Below are 20,175 nucleotides of genomic sequence, written 5' to 3' on the forward strand. Positions count from 1 at the left end.
GTTAAGTGTTGGCTGCTAAGTGTTAACGATGAGAGTCTAGGCGACTGTGCGGGCTAGCAAGACGGGACAGTTGGCGTAGACTCGCACGTAGTCTGATAGCGAATTTCCCAGGAGTCGATCGATATCCACAAAGCTTTTGGCAACGTTGGGTCGCCGATCCGGGGAACCGATCACCAACAAGTCGGCATTCAAGTCGTTTGCAATCCGACAAATTTCTTCCCCTGGCTTACCTGTAGCACTCACACAGCGGTAGCTAACTCCCATTTGTTTCGTTATTGCTACTGCTGGAGCCAATACCGAGTCTTTTTCAGCACTTGCTGTTGAATCTTCGGTGGATTTTCCCGTCAAATCTTTGGTCACGTGTACTAAAATTATCTCTCCGCCACTGACTCCTTTGACCAAAGATAGCGCAAGCTGCAATGACTGTTGGGCAGCTTCCGATTTGTCGATCGCCACCATGACGCGCTTGAGTTTTTTGACGTAGATGTCGTCTTTTACTAACAGCATTGGTCGGGATGTTAGCTGGAAAACGTACTGGCTGACTGAGTTTTCCAAAATCGATTGCAGCCGTCCGAGTCCCCGAGAACCCATAATTACTAAGTCGGATTTTTCTTCTTCTGCGACTTGGCAAACTGTTGTTTTCGGGTCTCCCTGTTTGAGCCGGGGATTGACTTTGCTGGGATCTATTTTCAAAGACTGGACTGCTTGTGCTAAAATCTTGCCTCCTTCTTCCAACTTCTCGGCCATGCCATCGGAGGTTACTTGGGGCGGCACGACGTGCAAGACGGTGACAGAGGTTTGTTGCAAGGAAGGGATGTCCATCAACATATTAAACATCTCTTCGCACAAGCCGCGACCGGCTACGGCTACTAAAATTTTTTCTATCATGGTTTTGGCGGTAAAAACAGTTGAGTTTTCTTGTGCGACGTTAAACTAGGGCGTTGGTACTCTAGTTTCTTACTGTCAAGCATAAGCCTGAAGTTTGTTTTATGATTTGTAGAAATGTAGCGTTTTGGAACAATTTGTAAAGTGTTAGAGAACGATCGAACTCAACCAGAACTCGCACCGGCTGGTGCTATTCAAAATCGGCGCGGGATGGACTCTGAGGGCTGGTTTGAATATTTGGTGCGAGTGTACCCTCACCATACTGACTACAGCGGTGTGGTTTGGCACGGGACTTATCTGGCTTGGATGGAGGAAGCTAGGGTGGAAAGTTTGCGCTCTCTCGGCATCGAGTATGCAGACTGGGTGGCGCAGGGTTTGGAATTGCCCGTGGTGGAACTTTCGCTGCGCTACCACCGCTCTGTACAAATGGGTCAATCTGTGGCAGTCAGAACGCGGATCGGTGCTAGCGAGGGTGTGCGGCTGCTTTGGGATTACGAAATTCGATCGGCTGATACTCAGGAGTTATATGTGACGGCACAGGTAACTTTGGTTGGTGTCGATCGCGACAAGGGTAAGATTATGCGTCAATTACCCCCAACAGTGCAGGCAGCTTTGGCAAAGTTGGCGATCAACCCTTAGACTTATCTATTAGATCTCCCCAATAACTTTTGTGGAGCAGGCATCCTGGCGGCCTTTGACTGTATTTTTTGGAGATATCTATTGGGGGTCATGGCTCAAGTTTGTATAAGGTATTGCGCCCTCGCCGATGCCAGCCCCTTTTTCAAGATTTTGTTAGTACCTAAATTGACCGTAGATTATGATTCAAATTCTTGATTCTACCTTGAGAGAGGGAGAACAAACCCCTGGAGTTTATTTCGATCCTGAAACAAAGTTAAAAATTGCGGAGTTTTTAGACCACATAGGAGTTGATATTATTGAAGCTGGCAATCCTGCTGTAGATAGCGAAATTGCTTTAGCCGTTACCCGCATTGCCAATGCTGGACTAAAAGCAAAAATAGGCGCTCATTCGCTGTGCCGAATAGATGATGTTAAAAAAGCCCTGGATTGTAATGTCAGCTTTTTAGGCGTGTTTTTTAGTGTATCCTCTCAACGATTGCAATGCGACTATAATATCTGTTTAGATGAAGCCCTAGATAAAATTGTGGAAGTAATAACTTATGCTAGAGAGCAGAATGATAGTTTATTGATTCGCTATACGCCGGAAGATACAGTTCGCTCTCCTATGAAAAATGTGATTGAGGCGGCTAGTGCAGCAGTGCAGGCTGGAGCTAATATAATCAGCATAGCTGATACCACTGGATATACAACCCCATTTCAACAAAAACGCAGTATTTATTATTTTGTCAAAATCCTGAAGGAGGAACTAGCCAAACGAGAATTATATCCACAAATAGAAGTTCATTGCCACAACGACCGAGGTTTAGCTTTAGCAAATGCCTTGGATGCCTACAGAGCGGGAATAGATATTATTGATGTCAGCGTGATGGGACTAGGGGAAAGAGCTGGTATAGTGGATTTGGCTGAGTTACTAATCAATTTATCCGACCTTATTGAGGACAAAAAATTTTGGAAACTAGGATATTTGAAAGATTTGTATAATTTGGTAAGCGAGTATTCTCATGTACCTATTTCTCCTCATCACCCTGCCGTGGGGAAAAATGCTTTTACCCATTATGCAGGTGTTCACGTTACGGCAATGGCAAAAGATGAGCGCCTCTATCAAAGTTTAAATCCAGAAATTTTGGGAATTAAAAGTAGTATAGCATTAGGGATGCAATCGGGATTTACTGCTGTAGAATTAGCTCTAAAGCAGATTGGCAGAGAGGAACTGGCTGAAAACAAATATTTAGTAGCTAAGATTCTTAAAGAAATTAAAGAAATTGCTAAAAGAGGAACCCCAATCGATATCGAGAAAGAATTTATAGAAATAATTGATAATTGCTAATTTACAGTAGCACCTACCCAGTGAAAAATGCTATATTTTGGATGTTTTCAGAATAATACCCACCTCTCCCTAGATAGTAATAATGTCAATAACCCCAACAGAAAACTCGAACGAATTAAGGCCAGAAGAGAAGAAAACATCTGAAAAATGGTGGACTACAGTTGGTATTGGTATTGGTGTATTCATTTTTGCTTTGGATGTGTATATAGTTAACTTGGCTTTGCCAGTGATGGTTGAATCTCTCCATACCAGTTTTGCCACGAGTCAATGGATAGTTTTAAGTTACTTGCTGGCAATCGCCATATTTGTAATATTGGTATCAAAATTAGGTGATATCTGGAACAAAAAGCGATTGTACATTATTGGCTTAACAATCTTTACGATCAGTTCACTATTGTGTGGCATGGCGCCAAATGTCTGGTTTTTAATAGCGTTTCGAGGATTGCAAGGAGTAGGTGCTGCGTTTTTATCTGGCTTGGGAACTGCGATGATTGTGGAGGCATTTCCAGCGGCAGAGCGGGGACTGGGACTAGGTATTAGAGCGGGAATTTACGGAATGGGGATTACCTTGGGGCCCATGGTAGGAGGAGTGCTGATGAGTGTGGGAGGCTGGCCTTTAATTTTCTGGGTGAATGTTCCGATTGGGATTGTTGCCATTTTGATTGTGGCTTTTTTTGTACCGAATTCTGCAATTAGTGGAAACCCCGAAAACTTTGATATCATCGGTACGCTGATATTGACCATCGTCTTAACTTCTTTTATTCTTGGCATTACCCTATTACAGAAGGGTAATTCTTATATTGCCATAAATATGCTGGGTTTTTCTGTCGTCAGCTTGATTGGCTTTTTATGGTTTGAATCCCGAATAGCAGCACCAATGATCGAATTGAAAATCTTTCAATCCGTAGAGTTTAGCCTGGGCTTAACGCTACGTTTTATTGCAAATTTCGCGATCGCAGGTGTCATCTTCATCCTTCCTTTTTTCTTCACCTTCCTTGAACACTATTCAACTCAAAAATCTGGTTTTTTAATGGTAGTACCGTCACTTCTGATTGTGACGACTGCGCCTATTTCGGGTATTCTTTCCGACCGTTTTGGCACGCAGCTAATTACTTTAATGGGTCTACTATTTATGGCAATTGGATGTTTTTTAATCAGCAGATTTGATACTGAATTAACTGTCATCAAGTATATTTTGGGGATTATTCCCTATGGGGTAGGAGTGGCGATGTTCAACTCTCCTAACAATAGCTCTATTATGGGAGCCGCACCAAAAGAGCGATTAGGTATTGCTTCGGGATTGTTGTCATTTTCGCGGATATTAGGGCAGATGCTGGGAGTACCAATAGTAGGTGCTTTGTTCTTCTTTACCACAAGTTTTAGCGCTAATTTTGCACCCAATATCGATATTAGCAATGCGCCTGTACAAGCATTACTTTTTGCTACACATACTACTTTTTTGGTGCTAGGGGTTTTATTAATAGTTTCGACAATGTTTGCAACTTTGTTTTGGTGGATACAGAATACAAAAGCGGCTCTGCTATAAAAATCATTTGCTGTTGATTTTAGTGAGGATTTTTAATGCTTAATTCTGTTCGGATTGCTCACTTCCCTGGGATTCCAGCGCTTTCTTTTTCATTTGAAAAATGTTGTAAAATCCGTTAGCGCGGGAAAATATCAGACTCACATTCAATCCCGTGTCTTGAATAAAATCTGGGGTAATGGTGACTATTTCAGCAGGCGTTAATCCGCTCAAACCTTCCACCAGCAAGCCAACTAATCCTTTGACTAACTGAGCGTCTGAATCGCCTTGATACAAAACTTTTCCGTCTGCCAAATTTGCAGTAATATAAACTTGCGGCACGCAGCCAGAAACTTTGTTTTCCGGCAGTTTATCGCTTTCGGGAAATGCTGGGAGTCTCTTGGCATACCACAGCAGTTGTTCGTAGCGCTGTTTCGGGTCGGAGTGTCGCTGAAAGCGCTGGACGATTTTAGCTAGGGGTGCGGGTAGCGTCGATCGATAAATTTGCTGCCTTTGGGCGACGATTTAGCTGTTGGTTTGGGGGTTTCGCTGCGATCGCGCTTATTGATTGGGGGGTTGCTACTTTGCTAGCTGCGAGTGCTGTCAGCATCGGCGGATTGATTGGTTTTGTGGGATTGGTTGTGCCTCACGGGGTGCGTTTGTTGGTTGGTAATGATTATCGGTTTATGTTGCCGATGAGTGCGATCGGCGGTGCTTGGGTGTTGACTTTTGCTGATTTTTTGGCTCGTTTGGGTTGGGTACCGTAGAATTGCCTGTGGGTAGGGTTACGGCTTTGTTGGGTTCTCCGCTGTTTGTCTGGCTGCTTTATCGGCGTTCTAGTCAGTAGGAAAGAAGGAAGAAGGAAGAAGGAAGAGGGAAGAGGGAAGAAGGAAGAGGGAAGAAGGAAGACGCAAAATTAATTACCGATTACCAATAACCAATAACCAATAACAAAATACAATGTCTTTAGAAATTAAAAAATTAACTGGGGGTTACTGGGATTATTTGCTGACTCAGCATATCGAGATTATTCCTCATCTTGTGGATTTGCTGCATTAATCGGGCTTGCAGGGTGCGGATGGCGCACCTTACCTGTAAACAAAAGGTATTTGTAAATAAATATAAATTGTTGAACCAAGTTAATACAGGCTTGCAAGTTGTGATAGATTTGAGTAAGATAACGATTTGTTGATGTCCATTTTTTGGGCAAGCATCAAGATTCCTCAATTTATATCAATTAGATAAAACAAATGGAAGCATTACTTTTAGTCATAGGATTTGGAGGCGGGGCCTTAGTCTGCTGGCTAATTTTGAATAAGCGAAATTCACGCAATTTGGTGCTGATGCAGGGTTCGCAGGAGGCTATATCCAATTTGGCTGCTCAGTTGGATGCCCGAACTTCGGAATTGCGGCAAAAGGTGCAGAATGAAAATCAGCTAAATTCTGAATTGTCCCAGTTGCAAAGTCGGTTGGAAACTGTGACTCGCGAGCAAGAATTGTTAAAAAATCAAGTGTCGGAAATGGAAGAATTTTTGGCAGGAATTGCCCGGGAGCGATCGCAAATTGATGCTCTGATTGCTGATTTGCAGTTTCAGCTAGAAAATGCTCAACAAGCTGAGTCCCAGTTAGCAGAAGTGGCAGAACTTAAATCTCAGTTAGAAGTTGCGGAGCAGGAGCGATCGCAACTTAACGCTCAATTACTGGAAATGCAAGCAGAGTTAGAAACGGTTGATGCAGAACGTTCTCAATTTCACGCTCTGCTGTCTGAATTTGAGAGTCAGTTGCAAACTGCTAGTCAAACCAGATTGCAGCTACAAAACCAGTTGTTGGAAATTCAAATTAAGTTCGATCGCTCAATTGAAGAGGGGGAGCAACTTCAGTCTCAACTTTCGGGCTTGCAAGCTCAACTGCAATTAGTCGAAGCAGAGCGATCGCAATTTACTTCTGAATTGTCTGAGCTACAAGCTCAATTGGAAAGGGCAGAGCAAGAACGCGAAATACTCAACTCTCAATTGCAAACCGATCGCCAACAAGCAAAGCAATCTCAATTTGAACTATTAGAACTGGAAAGACAGTTAGAAGCTGCTAATCTGGATAAAATGCAGTTAATCTCTCAAGTTAATGAAGTACAAAGTCAATCAGAAATAGTTGTTAAAGAGCGAGAAAAACTGCTGTCTCAGTTGTCAGAATTGCAGGCTCATATAAATCGCAGTGAAGGAGATAAATCGCAACTTCAGTCTCAGTTATCGGAACTGCAAGCTCAATTAGAAACTGCTCACACAGAACGCTCGCAACTTTATTCTCAACTCTCAGAATTCCAAAGTCAAATCGAAACAGCTAATCACAATCAAAATCAAATTCAATCTCAAGTATCCGACTTAGAAAATCAGTTAGAAAGTGTGCGTCAAAGCCGCTCTGAATTAGAAGTTCAGCTAGAAACTGCTAACACAGAACGCTCGCACCTTTATTCTCAACTCTCGGAAATTCAAAGTCAAATCGAGACAGCTAATCACAATCAAACTCAACTTCAATCTCAAGTATCCGACTTAGAAAATCAGTTAGAAAGTGTGCGTCAAAGCCGCTCTGAATTAGAAGTTCAGCTAGAAACTGCTAACACAGAACGCTCGCACCTTTATTCTCAACTCTCGGAAATTCAAAGTCAAATCGAGACAGCCAACCTGAATCAAGCTCAACTTCAATCTCAAGTATCCGAGTTAGAACATCAGTTAGAGACAGTTTATCAAGAACGCTTGCAGCTAAGATCGCAACTTTCCGAAGCGGGCGATCGACAATCTGAGCATTTTGACTCGGAATCAGGGCAAATTGAAGCATCTACTTCAGATACCAAAGTTTGGAAGAGTAAAGAATTTGTTGTTTCTCAGCAGGGTCAAGGCGATTATACTACTATTAGCGAAGCCCTGAAAAATGCAGCACCGGACACGCGCATTGAGGTGCATCCAGGCGTTTATCGCGAAAGTCTAATTCTCGACAAATCGGTAGAAATTATCGGCAGTGGAGAGGTCGATCGCATTGTTGTTGAAAGTATCAACTCCAACTGCATTAAAATGGCAACTGACAGTGTTTTAGTGCGGGGTTTAACGCTGATCGCAACAGGAAAATATTACGCTATAGATATTCGCAAAGGCGAGTTGATCGTAGAAGACAGCGATATCACTTCTGCGGACTATTCTGTTATAGGAATTTCCGGCCCCGAGGCAAATTCTATCCTCCGCCGCAGTCAAATTCATGATGGGGTATGGAACGGAATTTTTATATCGGATGATGGGAAAGCAACGGTGGAAGATTGCAGTATTTTTGACAACGGCAGTTTGGGAATAGGTGTCGGATTGAGAGGAAAATTGATCGTGCGCCGGTGTCGGATTAATGGTAATCAAGGTGAGGCGATCGCCGTTTACAGAGATGGCATTGCTACCGTGGAAGATTGCGATTTAACGGGCAATGCTGGGGGTGCTTGGCGCATTGTAGATAACGGACACGTGCGCGGCAAAGGCAATCAAGAATAGTCATGTAGGGTGCACCGCTGCACCAAACGCCTAAATGCCTAACAAACGAGCTGGATTTTCCTTCATCATTAAATATATTTCGCGCTGAGAAATGCCTTCATCTATCAACTTTTCCACAAATAATTTGTAACCTTCCGCAGGTAAAGGATCGGGTTTTCTGCCCAAATCTGTGCTCATAACAAAATGCTCCGCTCCGATTAGTTTAATCGCTGCTGCCATCTTACTAATAGAAACTTGATGCCAGTTTTTGTGTCCCTCATCAGCGGCATTTTCTCCCATTAAATCGTTGACAAATGCGAGTTCTAAGAAAGCTCCGGCTGCGGCGGCTGTTTGCATATTTTCTAGAGACAAACCGGGTACATCCGCCATTGCGTGGGTAATCAGGATGTTTTTAATGTTGAGCAGGTTGGCTGCACTGACAACCGCCATCACTTCTTCTGAGGAAATATGACCAGTTTCCAATACCAAATTCTCTTTTGCTACAATCTTCAACACCGCTGCTGTTTCCGGTAAAACCTTGCCCTTTTCCGCAACTTTAATCCCAATTCCCGACTTGTGAAAAACCTGCAAGTGATGCTCAGCATCAACCGTTGGCAGCCACACTACTTTACCGTATTTGCCACCGATGCGGTGCATTGCATCTACAGCATCGGGATTAATTCCGCCTACCGAATGATTGAGAACGACTCCCCCAAAAACTTCGATTTCTGGTACTATTTTATTCACCAAAACTGCCCGCGCTGCTGTGCTGGCATAATGATTTTTCAATACAACAGCTTTCATCTTCGCCCTAGCAGCTAATTTCGCTACTTCAAAATCGTCTAATCTGCGGGGAATCACATCAGGAGAAGAATGAATGTGAAAGTCGATCGCACTTTCGATACAACAGCTTTCATCTTCGCCCTAGCAGCTAATTTCGCTACTTCAAAATCGTCTAATCTGCGGGGAATCACATCAGGAGAAGAATGAATGTGAAAGTCGATCGCACTTTCGATCGTACTCTGTGGCAAATTGATTATCGGCGAATCTCCGACAGCATAAACTGGCAGACAAAACCAATAGCAAACTATCCAAACTAACGTAAAAAAAACACCTTGCATTCATCCCCTCTTCCCTTCTCCCCTCTGCGTTCTCTGCGCCCTCTGCGGTTCATTCCCTCTTAATTCTCTCAAATAAAAGATTTAACCGCATTTGCTAAAGCTGCTGCATTCTCTTCGTGCATACCCAAAGAACCAGAAATAACTCGCGATTCAACACCCGGTAATTCCGTTAATGCTTCCATTTCAGCCTTTGATTTTGGCGGCGCATTCTCAGCAATTACAACCATCACCGGTACTGCTAATTGTTGAAATTTATCTGTAAATTCCGATCGCACTTTTGCCGGATCTAAACCACCAGTCACAAAGGCAGCGGAACCGTACCGAGCACCGGGTTTTTGCGTCACTTGCCATTTGCCTTGGATGAAATCGGGCGTGACTTTTGCAGCATCCACATAGACGTGGCGGCGGTACATGAGACTGAGGAATGACGGTGCAGTATTCAGTTTGTAAAGGAATTGACCGATTAAGGGCGATCGTACTAATTCTCTCACAATTCCGTGCCACCCGCTTTGCTGTTTGCTCATCGTCGGCAAAGGCCCGCGCCAAGTCGGCGCAGCTAACACAATCTTTGACCAAACATTGGGCTTTGATTGCGCTAATTGCATCACATAACCCGCAGCATGACCTGCTGCAACTACAGCAACCGGACTATTAAAAATTGCCTCAACAAAATCCTTGAGAAATTGATGGTATAATTGCGGTTGATAGTCGGTTCGCGGGCGATCAGATTCGCCAAAACCCGGCCAATCTAAGCTCACAACTTGAAATTTAGGAGCTAACAATTCTGCTAAAGGACGCATTTCTTCTCGCGTGGAAACCGTACTGAAAGCAGGCAGCAGCAATACAGGATTTCCCTGTCCTCTGGTTTCGTAAATAACTTTGATTTGCGTTTCTTTCCAATTCCAGAGATATTCTTGAACAGCGGCGGGATAGTTGCCAGAACCTGATTTTGTTAAATTTGTAGTTTGAGTCATGGCTGTTTATTCTTTTAATTTGCTTCTGCTTGCTTGCTCAATTCACAAGCAAGTGCCTTATTTTTCATCATTTGAAAGATGTTGTAAAATCCGTTAGCGCGGGAAGGTGTCAGACTCACATTCAAGCCCGTGTCTTGAATAAAATCTGGGGTAATGGTGACAATTTCAGCAGGCGTTAATCCGCTCAAACCTTCCACCAGCAAGCCAACTAATCCTTTGACTAACTGAGCGTCTGAATCGCCTTGATAAAGAACTTTTCCGTCTGCCAAATTTGCAGTAATATAAACTTGCGACACGCAGCCAGAAACTTTGTTTTCCGGCAGTTTGTCGCTTTCGGGAAATGCTGGGAGTCTCTTGGCATACCACAGCAGTTGTTCGTAGCGCTGTTTCGGATCGGAGTGTCGCTGAAAGCGCTGGACGATTTTAGCTAGGGCTGCGGGTAGCGCGGTGTTTGCGGACATGATTCACTTGTAGCGGTTTACTTCGTTAATATTATACATTTAATTTTGCCGACGGGTGCGATCGCCTGCTCATCTGCTCCCACTCAAGCCTTCTTCAGGTGAAGCGGTTATTGTTATTGTAGTTAACGAGTTCGAGCATTCAAAACAGAGGAAATATGGTATTTAGTGCTGTTAATCAAGATTGTGGTGTAATGTAGTGAATCTGCAAAAAATCTGGCTAAAATATCGAGTTTTTCAGGCAGTTGTATTCTTAGGATTGGGTTTGCTCTTAACCATCGCCCTTTCGCTTTCTTTTGGTGCGGTGCCGATGAGTGCCGATCAATTGTGGCAAGCATTTCTGCACCGAGGTGATGCTGTCAATCAAACTATTTTCTGGGAATTGCGTTTGCCCAGAGTGGCGGCAGCGCTGACGGTTGGTGCGGCTTTAGGAATGTCGGGGGCTTTGCTGCAAGGTTTGCTCCGCAACGGTTTAGCCGATCCTTTTGTATTAGGAATTTCGGCGGGTGCAGGGTTGGTTGCGATTACCATGCTGACTTTGGGAATATTTCAAACTTGGGTGCCTTTGGCGGCTTGGATAGGTGCTATTTTAACTTCGATGCTGGTCTACTTTTTGGGAAAAACTAAAACGGGGATTTCTGTTGAACGTTTGGTTTTAGCTGGTGTGGCTGTGAGTTCTCTGTTTGGGGCAATACAAACTACACTGCTGCTGTTAGCTGAAGACAGCCGCTTGCAAGCTGCTTTGAATTGGTTGATCGGCAGTTTGAACGGTCGCGGTTGGTCGGATTTGCAGGTGGCAGCACCTTATATTTTGGCTGCTTTGCTGTTAGGATGTTTTTTGGGTCGATCGATAAATTTGCTGGCTTTGGGCGACGATTTAGCTGTTGGTTTGGGGGTTTCGCTGGTGCGATCGCGCTTGTTGATTGGGGGTGTTGCTACTTTGCTCGCTGCGAGTGCTGTCAGCATCGGCGGATTGATTGGTTTTGTGGGATTGGTTGTGCCTCACGGGGTGCGTTTGTTGGTTGGTAATGATTATCGCTTTGTGTTGCCGCTGAGTGCGATTGGCGGTGCTTGGGTGTTGACTTTTGCGGATTTTTTGGCTCGTTTGGGTGCGGTAGAATTGCCTGTGGGTACGGTTACGGCTTTGTTGGGTTCTCCGCTGTTTGTTTGGCTGCTTTATCGGCGTTCTAGTTATTAATAAGAAGGAAGAAGGCAGAAGGCAGAAGGAAGAAGGCAGAAGGAAGAAGGAAGAGGGAAGAAGGAAGACGCACAATTAATTACCGATTACCGATTACCAATAACCAATAACCAATAACAAAATATAATGTCTTTAGAAATTCAAAATTTAACTGGTGGTTACGGCGAAGTTGCGATCGCCCACAACATCACTTTATCTTTACAACCTGGTGAGTGGTTGAGTCTCATCGGTGCCAACGGTTCTGGTAAGTCTACTTTCTTGAAGTTAGTTAGCCGCATCCTAACTCCGCAGCAAGGAAGTGTGTTGCTCGACGGCAAAGCAATTCATACTCAACCTGCTGCTGTTGTCGCTCAAAAATTAGCGATTTTGCCGCAGCAGCAAACAGTACCGGAAGGTTTGACCGTAAGGCAATTAGTTAGTTTGGGGCGTTCTCCTCACCAGGGTTGGTGGCAGTGGGAATTGAGTAAGGAAGATGCGGAAAAGGTGGAGGTTGCGATCGCTCAAACTGGGATTGAGGAATTTCGCGATCGCCCTGTCGAACAACTCTCAGGAGGCGAACGCCAGCGCGCTTTCCTCGCCTTAGCTTTGGCTCAAAGTCCGCAAGTTTTGCTATTAGATGAACCTACGACTTATTTAGATATTTGCTATCAGTTGCAATTGTTAGAGTTGCTTAACCAACTAAATCTAAAACAAAAATTGACGATTATTACGGTGCTGCATGAAATTAATTTAGCTGCCAGGTACAGTTCGCGGATTGCTATGTTAAATAAAGGGGAACTTTTTTGTGTAGGAACTCCCGCAGAAGTTTTAACTCCTGATAATTTAGCTCAGATTTTTGGCGTAGAAGCTATCATTTTAGAAACTTCTGTAGGCTTGCAGATTTGTGCGATCGCTCCTACTCTTCACACTTAATATTTTTATGATAAGTATAACCTTGCCCTAGCACTAAGTTCTCAATTTACTCATAATTATTTCTATTAACTGATTGCCGCAATCCGCTGTTCTATCTGAGTGCCACAGGCTTTAAACTATTGCCTAGTCTTGATTTCCCAGGGTAGAATAAAACTTAAGAGATACTTAAAAAATTTGCATTCAGGCAACAAAGGCGGTTTTTTATACAAAATCTACCGTAAACTATTGATATTTAAATCATTAAGCGCTAAAGTGCGATCGAACTTCCCGTCAATTCTGTCTCAACCGCGCCTAAACTCGCTGTAACTCCAGCCTAAACTATGTACAAAACTTTTTTTTATCGTACCGCTATCCTGTTGCTGAGTTTAGCATTTACCGCTTGCTCCGCGGCCACTCCACCCCAAATTCAGCAATCAACTACTGCTGTTGCGCCAGCAAATCAGCCACAAACAACTAACAGCGAATCAGTACAAAAAATTGTAGCTTTAACACCTTTAACCGCCGATATTATCCATCAACTCGACAAAACCAAACTTGTAGGAATTCCCGGCAGCAAATTAGTCAGCAGCAACCCCAAATTTACAGGAATTACCGCAGTCACTGGCGAACGTACCCCTCCCAATTTGGAAAAAATCATCGCATTGAAACCGGATTTGGTGGTTGGTGCGTCGGGATTTCACGACCAAACAATGCAAAAATTGCAGCAGCTTGGAATTAAAACTTTACTCACTCAAGTTGATAGCTGGACATCCCTAGAAGAGTTAACAACAACTTTAGCTAAATCCCTCAATGCCAATCCCGAACCTCTGTTAAAACGCTACCAAACATTTTTATCAGAGATCCCGAATCAAAGCCCCGCCACTTTAGTTTTGGTAAGCAGACAACCGATTTTATCGCCCAATCAAAGCAGTTGGGCTGGAGATTTGCTGGGTAAGTTTAACGTGAAAAATGTCGCAGCCCAAGTGCAAGGAGATAGCCCCGTGCGAGGCTACGTGACGCTTTCAGCGGAAAAGATTTTAGAGGCTAATCCCGAAGTAATCATTGTAGTCGATCGGGGAGAAGGAATTTTAGACCAATATAAATCTGATTCATTTTGGAATCAACTAACAGCCACAAAAAATAATCGAGTTTACGTTTTTGACTACTACGGATTGGTCAACCCAGGTAGTATCGAAAAAATTGAGCAAGCAACTGCTCAACTTAAACAAGTTCTAGCTAAAAAGTAGAGACCCGGTTTTGAGAGATAAAAAATCTCTAGAAATCATGGAACAAATTGACTACAATTTCTCTAAAAGTGAGAAAGCTAAAGGCACTCAAAAGCGCGCAGCGATCGGAAACCTGGTTTTTAAGCCTGACTCCCAATGCTGTCTGACCGATCTGATATCCTGCACCATTGTCAGCAACAGGCAAGATGCCTGTTCCACAAAAGATAAATTTTCTTGTGGAACAGGCATCTTGCCTGTTCATAAAAGGTTAATTGACAATGGTGCAACATATGAGATCGATCGGCCTTACACCGGTAACAGCGGCACACCGCGCAACTGGCGCAGGGAATTGATACAAGCCGGGCAGTCGCAGCCAAACATCGCCACGGCGGCATCGCTTTCTTCTTCGGAAAAGTCCAGCATTGCCACCTGTTCGTCAGCAGGGCGCTGCCAACTGATTTTTGGTTGAGAATTAGCAGCAGCGGTTTTGGCGGGGAGGCGCACGCAAGTCAGGCGCTGAGTGTGGGGCGATCGCACACACTTGGGCGAATCAGCCGATTGGCCTGGTGTTTCGGTAATTTGAGCGGGATTTGCGATCGCGCTTAAAGACATCACAGATCCAAACAGCGTTGGACTTACCAATAAAGTGAGGAGCAATCGATTCATTTGTCGTCCTTCAGAACTTCAACGTATACAGTAGCCGATTATCTGTTGCAATTCAACAAAGTTTTCGTCCGACATCAGTACGATTTGCCGTTATTAATGCTTAAAAGCCGCATATTTGCTACCAAAACCTTGAACAATTATCCGCCTATTGAAAACCAGCATTTTCTGATAAGTATCACCTTTGCTTCCCTGTTTAAGATTTGTTGCAATTTGAGTAAATTTAGATTGCGAGTGATAACAAATTCATCCTATGCGGGTAAACTGATTTCAGCAAGGACAACTCGCAGCAGCGGACAAGTTTACTTCAAAAACCAGGTGGGGAGTGATGAGTACAGTTTTAGTTGTGGAAGATTCCCGCAGCCAGCGCGAGTGCATTTCACATCAGTTGAGATGCAGCGGATTGAATGTAATTCAGGCATCTGACGGTGTGGAAGCGCTGGATAAACTTGAGAAAAATTGCCCCGATTTAGTATTATTAGATGTCATAATGCCCCGTTTAGACGGCTACGGCGTTTGCCGTTTAATTAAAGCTAATCCCGAAACTCGGAACATACCGGTGGTATTTTTAACAGGGAAAGGACAGCAGTTAGCTTTATTTTCGAGGTTCCAGGGCGATCGCGCCGAGGCTTATGTTAGCAAACCTTGGCAGCCGAGGGAACTTTTGGCAACGATCAAAAAAGTTTTGCTCAATGCCAATATTAAGTTCGATCGAGCTTCTGCTGACGCTTGGACGGAATACGGAATTTTAAATTTAAATACAGTCGAACTTTATCAAAGCCACGCCGATGCTTGGACAAAATACAGCCCTCAAATTATTAAATTGTACGATTCCAGCTTAGCAGCTTTCGAGCAAGCTTTGGCAATTGAACCGAGTCACTCGAATGCCAACAAGTATCGCAACCGAGTTCAGACAATCCGGGCAATTTTGAGGAAAAAATTAGAGCAAACTAAACCTTGCAAAGTCTGCGATTATTATTACGGTAGGGACGGGCTAAACTGTGCGGTTCATCCTGCTGGCCGCCCTCAAGAACTGTGTCGCGATTGGGAATTAAATTAAATAAACTTAAATGAAAACAAATAACCGGGCTAACTTGGAAAAGTTGCTGCAAGAAAGAAACGAACATCCCGAAAGAATGGCGGAAATTGATGAAAAAATTAATGCAACTTTCCGTAAAAATTACGCAATTTTAGTAATGGATATGTCGGGATTTTCGCGCACGACAGTCCGATACGGAATCATTCATTTTTTGGCAATGATTCACCGGATGCACGGAATTGTCAAACCGATAATTTCCGAATGTGGCGGTACTGTAGTCAAGGAGGAAGCCGACAATATTTTTGCAGTGTTTACCGATGTAAAATCGGCGGTGGAAGCTGCGATCGACTCTGTGAAACAAACGGCGGCTGTTAACACGACACTGCCGCCGGAAATGGACATTCACCTCTGCATTGGTATTGGTTGCGGCGATGTTTTGATGCTGGAAGGAGAGGATATGTACGGGTCCGAATTTAATCTGGCATCGAAGCTGGGAGAGGATTTAGCGGAACGGGGAGAGATTTTGCTCACCTCAGCAGCCTTTGAAAATTTGGAAGGTGACAAGCAAGATTGGGAAAGAGTGGATTTTTCGATTTCGGGTTTGGAGTTGGTGGCATACAAACGGATACTGTCTGCTTAATTTATATATCCGCGATTAAAATCGCATTTACACAAACTCTCGTCCGCCTGCGCAGACTAAGAAATAAGTGGGATTTGCTATTACATGATTGACGATCGCCAAAATTGGCAACGTATGAATTTAGCTGCCATTCAACAGCGGCTGGCTTGGCTGCAACAACAGCCAGACAAAGTTATTTTTTGCAAAGATTCTGGTGTTCACTATGTTGCAGTCACAAAAGATCGATCGCACATTAAGCTATCTTTAGTAGAAAAAGTTAATTTGCATACAGATTTACTGCAATCTGTTTTCGACCTCAACAATCCACTGCATTTAGTTTCAGAATATACCCAAGCGATGATGTTGGGTTTAGTGTGGCAAAACCAACCTCAAAGAATCTACATAGCTGGTTTTGGCGGCGGCAGAATTCCCTTAGTTTTGCACCACTATTTGCCGGAAACTGTTATAGAATGTGCGGATGTCGATCCGATCGCGATCGAAGCAGCTACACAGTGTTTTGGGGTGCAGTTTGACGATCGGCTGAGTGTGACAATTCAAGACGGCAGAGAGTATCTGGAACAGCAAAATCCCGATATGCAGTACGATATCATCATGACCGACGTATTTTTTGGCAACGGCTACTTTCCTCACCGGCTGGCCACGAAAGAATTTTATCAACTCTGCAAGAAACACTTGTCAAGTGAGGGAGTTGTGCTGGTAAATATCCTGCAAAGAGATGAGTTTTATGCGGAAAAAATCAAGACTTTTCAAAGCGTGTTTTCTCAGGTGTGCGTGTGTCCGTGGAAGGATATTAACAGCGTTTTGATTGGTACTAACAGCGCTATTTTAGAGAAAGACGAGATTGTTGCTAGGGCAAAATATTTGCAAGATGGCTATCAATTTTCATTTTCATTAACAGACAGATCACAGGAAGTAAAATTAGGTACAGAATTGGCGGAGGCTGTACCTACTTTAGACAAAGCTCAAATTTTTCATGACGATTCGCCGCCCGCTGGTTATTTTGATTGCTGGTTATTCTGATATTTATAATAAGTCCGGGTTTACTCTTTGTGGAACAGGCCGGAAAGCCTGTTGCTGATGTGGCTTTCACGATGTTGAGATAGCCCGGAGATTGGAAATCGCGTCTACACATACGAAGTCCGAGCAGAGGGGGACTAAGAGAAAAGGGGGTACTAAAGCCGGATTTAATATGATGTGATTTTGTCCCGAATTTTCAGCATCGATCGCCGATCGAGAAAAAATCTATAATAAACCCATATTCTAAAATCTATAATCAAATGGCGACACCAGTTGATTTTCCTAAATATCTGCAATCCCTGGTTGAGTCTTATAAAAAACAACAGCATCTCTACACCCTGACGGATTTACAGGTGGAGGTGCGGGTGGAAATTACACCGGAGGATCGACGATCGCAACCTCGATCCGCACAAAATAAACCAGAAACGAAAATCGAGCGGCTGGAAGTGCTGGCGGGACTCCGCAAGTACGTGCAGCAGGGAAAAGTGCTGCTGCTGGGTAAGCCAGGTTCGGGAAAATCGACGGTATTGCAGCGTTTTCGGTGGGAATTGGCACTAGAAGCGCTCAATGAGGGCGATCGACAGATTCCGGTGTTGGTGCAGTTGAGGAGCGATCGCTCGATCGTAGAAGCAATCTGTGCCGAATTTCGCCAAGCAAAGCTCAGAGTGAGCGACACAGAGGTGGAGGATTTGCTGTTTGATGGCAAGTTACTGCTGTTGCTGGATGGCTTGAATGAGATGCCATCGCAACAACGGCGACAGGAATTGCAGCTATTTCGCGACGACAATTCCGATACGCCTATGATTTTCACGACGCGGGATTTGGCGCTGGGTGGATCTTTGGGAATTGAGCAACAACTGGCGATGTGTCCGCTGACGCAACCGCAGATGCGGGAGTTTGTGCACAAGCATTTGCCACAACATGGGGATTTGCTGCTGCGACAATTGCGCGATCGCCTGCGAGAGATTGCCGAAACGCCGTTACTACTGGAAATGATGTGTAAGGTGTTTAAAAATACCGGGAAAATTCCCCAGAGTAAGGGCGAGTTGTTTCAGGAGTTCGATCGCCAGTATGAGGAGTTTAAGGGCGGTGCGTCGGTTTCGGATGATTTTCGGCGCTTCAAGTCGGAGGTTTTGCAGCAGTTGGCTTTTGTGATGTTGCAGGGTGACTCGCAGCCCCCCAGCGATGGCTGGGTGGCGATTTCTCGCGATCGGGCTGAGGAGATTTTGGAGTGCTGGTTGCGCGATCGGGGGGTGGTGGATGCGCCAACCAAGGCGAAGGAGTGGCTAGAGGATTTGCTGGAGCACCATCTGTTGCAGGTGGCGGCAAAGCCGGAGGAAATTGAGTTTCATCACCAATTATTTCAGGAGTATTATGCGGCGCGGGCCTTGCTGAAACTTTTGGTTGAGAAGCATCCTGATGCGCTCGAGGATGAACGGTTGCAGCATTTCTATTTGAATTATTTTAAATGGACGGAGCCTCTGGCGTTCATGCTGTCCTTGTTGCGGGATGAGGTGCAGGCGGTGCGGGTGGTGCGGCTGGCATTGGAGGTGGATTGGAGGTTGGGGGCGCGGCTGGCGGGGGAGGTGCAGCGGGAGTTTCAGAAGCGCACGGTTGGGTTGGTGGATGAGTTGGATGTGCCGCGGTGGTTGAAGGTTGAGCTTTTGGATGAAGTGCGATCGGATGAGGCGATTCCGGGATTACTTAAACTCACTGAACATTCAGACTCTGATGTGCGTTGGAGGGCGGCAGATGCCTTAGGCAAAATCGGTGACGAAAAGGTGATTCCGGGATTACTTAAACTCGTTGAAGATTCAGAGTCTGATGTGCGTAGTAGGGCGGTATATGCCTTAGGCGAAATCGGTGACGCTCAGGCGATTGCGGGATTACTTAAACTCGTTGAAGCTTCAGAGTCTGATTTGCGTAGTAGCGCGGCATATGCCTTAGGCAAAATTGGTGACGCTCAGGCGATTCCGGGATTACTTAAACTCGTTGAAGATTCAAACTTTGATGTGCGTAGTAGGGCGGCATATGCCTTAGGCAAAATTGGTGACGCTCAGGCGATTGCGGGATTACTTAAACTCGTTGAAGATTCAAACTTTGATGTGCGTAGTAGCGCGGCAGATGCCTTAGGCAAAATCGGTGACGCTCAGGCGATTCCGGGATTACTTAAACTCGTTAAACATTCAGAGTTTGATGTGCGTAGTAGCGCGGCAGATGCCTTAGGCAAAATCGGTGACGCTCAGGCAATTCCGGGATTACTTAAACTCGTTGAACATTCAGACTCTGATGTGCGTTGGATCGCGGCATATGCCTTAGGCAAAATTGGTGACGCTCAGGCGATTCCGGGATTACTTAAACTCGTTGAAGATTCAGAGTCTGATGTGCGTAGGATCGCGGCATATGCCTTAGGTAAAATCGGTGACGAAAAGGCGATTGCGGGATTACTTAAACTCGTTGAAGATTCAGACTCTGATGTGCGTTGGAGGGCGGCAGATGTCTTAGGCAAAATCGGTGACGCTCAGGCGATTCCGGGATTACTTAAACTCGTTGAACATTCAGACTCTGATGTGCGTTGGAGGGCGGCAGATGCCTTAGGCAAAATCGGTGGCGAAAAGGTGATTCCGGGATTACTTAAACTCGTTGAAGATTCAGACTCTGATGCGCGTAGGAGCGCGGCATATGCCTTAGGCAAAATAGGTGACGCTCAGGCGATTTCGGGATTACTTAAACTCGTTGAACATTCAGACTCTGATGTGCGTAGGAGCGCGGCAGATGCCTTAGGCAAAATCGGTGGCGAAAAGGTGATTCCGGGATTACTTAAACTCGTTGAAGATTCAGACTATTTTGTGCGTAGTAGCGCGGCATATGCCTTAGGCAAAATAGGTGACGCTCAGGCGATTCCGGGATTACTTAAACTCGTTGAACATTCAAACTTTGATGTGCGTAGGAGCGCGGCAGATGCCTTAGGCAAAATAGGTGACGCTCAGGCGATTCCGGGATTACTTAAACTCGTTGAACATTCAAACTCTGATGTGCGTAGGATCGCGGCAGATGCCTTAGGCAAAATCG

20 protein-coding genes are annotated in these 20,175 nt (G+C 44.7%); 12 read left to right on the forward strand and 8 right to left on the reverse strand.

The window, feature by feature from the left end:
• Nucleotides 1-36: 36 nt before the first annotated feature.
• Nucleotides 37-888: a universal stress protein gene (locus tag QUA78_RS04020; RefSeq protein ID WP_333299728.1), complete on the reverse strand. Its 852-nt coding sequence runs from the start codon at nt 886-888 to the stop codon at nt 37-39.
• A gap of 141 nt (nt 889-1,029) precedes the next feature.
• On the opposite strand from QUA78_RS04020, the gene QUA78_RS04025 reads away from it, so the two are divergent.
• The 3 genes from QUA78_RS04025 (at nt 1,030) to QUA78_RS04035 (ending at nt 4,397) form a co-directional block, all read left to right on the forward strand.
• Nucleotides 1,030-1,524, forward strand: a complete 495-nt coding sequence (locus QUA78_RS04025) for a thioesterase family protein (protein ID WP_333299727.1) — start codon at nt 1,030-1,032, stop codon at nt 1,522-1,524.
• Between the two features lie 178 nt (nt 1,525-1,702).
• Complete coding sequence (locus QUA78_RS04030; protein ID WP_333299726.1) at nt 1,703-2,851, forward strand: homocitrate synthase/isopropylmalate synthase family protein; 1,149 nt, start codon at nt 1,703-1,705, stop codon at nt 2,849-2,851.
• Nucleotides 2,852-2,933: 82 nt separating this feature from the next.
• Nucleotides 2,934-4,397, forward strand: a complete 1,464-nt coding sequence (locus QUA78_RS04035; RefSeq protein ID WP_333299725.1) for an MFS transporter — start codon at nt 2,934-2,936, stop codon at nt 4,395-4,397.
• A gap of 39 nt (nt 4,398-4,436) precedes the next feature.
• Here the strand turns inward: QUA78_RS04035 and QUA78_RS04040 are convergent, their stop codons facing one another.
• Entirely contained in the window at nt 4,437-4,877 is a 441-nt protein-coding gene (locus QUA78_RS04040) for a SufE family protein (RefSeq protein WP_333299813.1), read from the reverse strand.
• Here QUA78_RS04040 and QUA78_RS04045 point away from each other — a divergent pair.
• Together QUA78_RS04045 and QUA78_RS04050 are read left to right on the forward strand one after the other, a co-directional pair.
• On the forward strand, nt 4,853-5,140 hold the full coding sequence (locus QUA78_RS04045) for an iron chelate uptake ABC transporter family permease subunit (protein WP_333299724.1): 288 nt from the start codon (nt 4,853-4,855) through the stop codon (nt 5,138-5,140). The two genes, QUA78_RS04040 and QUA78_RS04045, sit on opposite strands and share 25 nt — an antisense overlap.
• A 483-nt stretch (nt 5,141-5,623) precedes the next feature.
• Entirely contained in the window at nt 5,624-7,897 is a 2,274-nt protein-coding gene (locus tag QUA78_RS04050) for a right-handed parallel beta-helix repeat-containing protein (RefSeq protein ID WP_333299723.1), read from the forward strand.
• Between the two features lie 30 nt (nt 7,898-7,927).
• Here QUA78_RS04050 and QUA78_RS04055 read toward each other — a convergent pair whose 3' ends face one another.
• From QUA78_RS04055 to QUA78_RS04070, 4 genes are all read right to left on the reverse strand, one after another.
• Nucleotides 7,928-8,737, reverse strand: a complete 810-nt coding sequence (locus QUA78_RS04055; protein ID WP_333398593.1) for a DUF6282 family protein — start codon at nt 8,735-8,737, stop codon at nt 7,928-7,930.
• Complete coding sequence (locus QUA78_RS04060) at nt 8,734-8,997, reverse strand: DUF6282 family protein (RefSeq protein ID WP_333299721.1); 264 nt, start codon at nt 8,995-8,997, stop codon at nt 8,734-8,736. Before QUA78_RS04060 ends, QUA78_RS04055 begins: the two co-directional genes overlap by 4 nt.
• Before the next feature lie 68 nt (nt 8,998-9,065).
• Nucleotides 9,066-9,971, reverse strand: coding sequence for an alpha/beta hydrolase (locus QUA78_RS04065; RefSeq protein ID WP_333299720.1), 906 nt, complete (start codon nt 9,969-9,971; stop codon nt 9,066-9,068).
• A 14-nt stretch (nt 9,972-9,985) separates the two neighbouring features.
• Complete coding sequence (locus tag QUA78_RS04070) at nt 9,986-10,432, reverse strand: SufE family protein (protein ID WP_172189131.1); 447 nt, start codon at nt 10,430-10,432, stop codon at nt 9,986-9,988.
• Between the two features lie 196 nt (nt 10,433-10,628).
• On the opposite strand from QUA78_RS04070, the gene QUA78_RS04075 reads away from it, so the two are divergent.
• From QUA78_RS04075 to QUA78_RS04085, 3 genes are all read left to right on the forward strand, one after another.
• Complete coding sequence (locus tag QUA78_RS04075) at nt 10,629-11,627, forward strand: iron ABC transporter permease (protein WP_333299719.1); 999 nt, start codon at nt 10,629-10,631, stop codon at nt 11,625-11,627.
• Nucleotides 11,628-11,753: 126 nt separating this feature from the next.
• Nucleotides 11,754-12,539: an ABC transporter ATP-binding protein gene (locus QUA78_RS04080; protein ID WP_333299718.1), complete on the forward strand. Its 786-nt coding sequence runs from the start codon at nt 11,754-11,756 to the stop codon at nt 12,537-12,539.
• Between the two features lie 320 nt (nt 12,540-12,859).
• The gene (locus tag QUA78_RS04085) at nt 12,860-13,765 is read left to right on the forward strand and encodes an ABC transporter substrate-binding protein (protein ID WP_333299717.1); all 906 of its coding nucleotides are present in this window, start codon (nt 12,860-12,862) and stop codon (nt 13,763-13,765) included.
• A gap of 28 nt (nt 13,766-13,793) precedes the next feature.
• On the opposite strand, the gene QUA78_RS04090 is transcribed toward QUA78_RS04085, so the two are convergent.
• Nucleotides 13,794-14,006 carry a hypothetical protein gene (locus QUA78_RS04090; protein ID WP_333299716.1) on the reverse strand — a complete coding sequence of 71 codons (213 nt, stop codon included), beginning with the start codon at nt 14,004-14,006 and terminating at the stop codon, nt 13,794-13,796.
• Nucleotides 14,007-14,050: 44 nt separating this feature from the next.
• On the reverse strand, nt 14,051-14,410 hold the full coding sequence (locus tag QUA78_RS04095; RefSeq protein ID WP_333299715.1) for a hypothetical protein: 360 nt from the start codon (nt 14,408-14,410) through the stop codon (nt 14,051-14,053).
• Nucleotides 14,411-14,735: 325 nt separating this feature from the next.
• Between QUA78_RS04095 and QUA78_RS04100 the strand changes: the two genes are divergently transcribed.
• The 4 genes from QUA78_RS04100 to QUA78_RS04115 form a co-directional block, all read left to right on the forward strand.
• On the forward strand, nt 14,736-15,467 hold the full coding sequence (locus QUA78_RS04100; RefSeq protein WP_333299714.1) for a response regulator: 732 nt from the start codon (nt 14,736-14,738) through the stop codon (nt 15,465-15,467).
• A 10-nt stretch (nt 15,468-15,477) separates the two neighbouring features.
• Nucleotides 15,478-16,086, forward strand: a complete 609-nt coding sequence (locus QUA78_RS04105; RefSeq protein ID WP_333299713.1) for an adenylate/guanylate cyclase domain-containing protein — start codon at nt 15,478-15,480, stop codon at nt 16,084-16,086.
• A gap of 84 nt (nt 16,087-16,170) precedes the next feature.
• Nucleotides 16,171-17,106 carry a fused MFS/spermidine synthase gene (locus QUA78_RS04110; RefSeq protein ID WP_333299712.1) on the forward strand — a complete coding sequence of 312 codons (936 nt, stop codon included), beginning with the start codon at nt 16,171-16,173 and terminating at the stop codon, nt 17,104-17,106.
• Nucleotides 17,107-17,363: 257 nt separating this feature from the next.
• A partial coding sequence (locus tag QUA78_RS04115) for a HEAT repeat domain-containing protein (RefSeq protein WP_333398594.1) occupies nt 17,364-20,175 on the forward strand: 2,812 nt, incomplete at its 3' end.

The sequence above is a fragment of the Microcoleus sp. K4-B3 genome, assembly GCF_036704615.1.
Classification (GTDB): domain Bacteria; phylum Cyanobacteriota; class Cyanobacteriia; order Cyanobacteriales; family Microcoleaceae; genus Microcoleus.